Annotated in this window: 1 protein-coding gene and 1 pseudogene; both read left to right on the top strand. The window is 61.4% G+C overall.

Translation table 11 applies throughout. The features are described 5' to 3' along the window. Positions 1 to 488: 488 nt before the first annotated feature. Positions 489 to 1,037, top strand: a pseudogene (locus CXY80_RS00175) (recombinase family protein); the annotation flags it as partial. Between the two features lie 299 nt (positions 1,038 to 1,336). Further along, on the top strand, positions 1,337 to 2,026 hold the full coding sequence (locus CXY80_RS00170; protein ID WP_104131127.1) for a hypothetical protein: 690 nt from the start codon (positions 1,337 to 1,339) through the stop codon (positions 2,024 to 2,026). The last annotated feature ends 334 nt before the right edge of the window (positions 2,027 to 2,360 follow it).

Below are 2,360 nucleotides of genomic sequence, written 5' to 3'. Positions count from 1 at the left end.
AGGCGATCTCAGCCATACCCGCCACCCGAGGGTGATCGACACACTACGACAGTCCCGAAATCACCCACCACAACAACGTAAGGAAGGTGGCCTCATCATCGGGGCAGGCCTGCGGGGCTGCTAGAAGTCCTGTTGATTCCCACGCAGTCAAGATTCCGGCTCTCACGGAGGGACGCGGATCACTCCGTTGCCTTCCTCCTTTGAACAATGGCCGCGGACACAGGCATGCACGTTCGCCCCGTACGGTGACGTGGCACGATGAGGGCGGATAATTCGAGCGGGCGTGTTGTCTTATATTCCTAGCGATATAAGACGTCTCACCGCCGCGACCTGAGCTTCCTCAGAATCGCCGGAATCTTGCGATGCGCCGATTCTCATAACTACGTCGCATAACCGCATGCTTGAACTGTGGTACTCGCCATTGATTATGAGACACCCTGGGAGCAGAAATGACGAAACTGATCGGCTATGCATGAGTGTCCAGGTGACAGCAGTCCACCGACCGGCAACAGATCGACATCCTCGCCGCTGGCGTCCGGCGTCCGGCGTCCGGCGTCCGGCGTGACGACCTTTACGTCGACCACGGCATCTCCGGTGCTCGAGCATCACGGCCCCAGTTCGACCGTGCGCTCGACGCACTCCAAAACGGCTACACCCCCGTTATCACGACCCTGGACCGGCTGGGCCGATCGACACAGAACATGCCCGCGTTCGTCGAGAAACTCTACGGCCGCGGATCTGGCCTCCGCGTACTCAACCTGGGCGGCGGCGACGTCGACACAGCGACACCAGTGGGGTCCATGCTGTTCACGATCATGGCGGCACTCGGACAGATGGAACACGAAATCAAACGAGAACGTGTGATCGACTCCATCACGAAGCGCCGCGACGCCGGCAAGGATCTCGGTGGGAGGCCGCAGCTCATCACTGACAGCCGAATCCGCAATGCCCGCCGCCTCATAGAAGGTGGAGAGACAGCAGCGCAAGTCGCGCGCGATCTCGGAATGTTCCGATCGACCTCGCGCGCCCTGAGATAACGCTGAGCATTCGGGTGACGAAGTCCGGATAAATAGCGACGTTACACAGAGATACCGCGGGTCGACACGGAGCAGGGTGGGGCAAGACCCTGTGCGGCGAGGAGCGGCAGAGGGTATGCGCAAGCAGCGGAAAAAGTCCGCAACCACCACTTTCAGGAAACTAGATTTGCGGATACTCTTCGCCGCAGGCGTGCGTGCGTGCGAGTAAGGCCAATGCATTTGGCTGAGGGCTACGTATCAACGCTGTCGCATTAATCGTCGGGATCGTCCCGATGGGCGAGGACACATAGGAGTGAAACGTGAAGAAGAACATCAAACTGGTACTCGGAGCGAGTGCAGCCGCGCTAATCGCCGTGTCGATGGGCGCCACCTCGGCATCAGCACATGTCCCGACATCGGTGCGCGGTAACGCGGTGCTGACCGCCCACCTCACAGAGCTTAACGACTCCGGAGCGTCGGGCAAGGCCATCGCCGTCGTTCGCGGCGAGACGATCAGGGCGATCGCGATCCGCGCGAAGGGTTTGTCCCCCGATGCTCCGCACGCCCAGCACATCCACTTCGGAGAGGATGCCATGAACGAGTGCCCCACGCTGGCGATGGACACCAACATGGACGGACGAATCAACACCGTCGAAGGCACTCCGGCCTACGGCCCCATTGTGGTGTCCCTGACCACCAGCGGAGACACCACACCGGCCAGTGCCCTGGACGTTACCCGGTTCCCCGTCTCGGACAACGGCACCTATAAGTACCTCCGGACCAACATCGGCTTCACGGACGTGGCCGGAACCGGCTACCAAGGAGGCGACGGCACCGCTGCGGACATCGCCGAGGCCATCCGCGACGGTGAAGGCGTCGTCGTGATCCACGGAAACGACTACGACGGCAACGGAACGTACAACCTCAGCGATCCCGAGGGTGCGAGCGAGCTTGACCCCACCCTCCCCGCCGAGGTAACCGACCCGGTCGCCTGCGGAGTGCTGCACTAACTGCAAGCGTCCGGCCAAGGCTGAAGTCCAGGCCCGTGCGAGCGCGCACAGTGCCGTACGGTCCTGGACCTCACCCTTCGTACAGGACGCCAAGATCCCGGGGCCTGCTCGGGCGCACTCAAGAAGGCAGCGGTGCAAACCGCTTGGTTCACCGCGGTGAGAGAACCAACGTCCGAATCACACGCGCTGACGTTCGCTCCATATGAACCGTCCCGGGTTTCATGCCGCCGTTTTGTTGGCGGCTTCGGAATTTGTCAAGGCGAATGAGACCAGTGGGAGTTTAGGCGGCTAGTTCGAGCCCTTCATCCTCGATGGGTTTGACGGCAGGTTTGTT

The sequence above is a fragment of the Cryobacterium sp. M91 genome (assembly GCF_002929615.1).
Taxonomy (GTDB): domain Bacteria; phylum Actinomycetota; class Actinomycetes; order Actinomycetales; family Microbacteriaceae; genus Cryobacterium; species Cryobacterium levicorallinum.
Note: the sequence above shows the minus strand (reverse complement) of the source record. Positions and strands in the feature narration are given on the sequence as shown.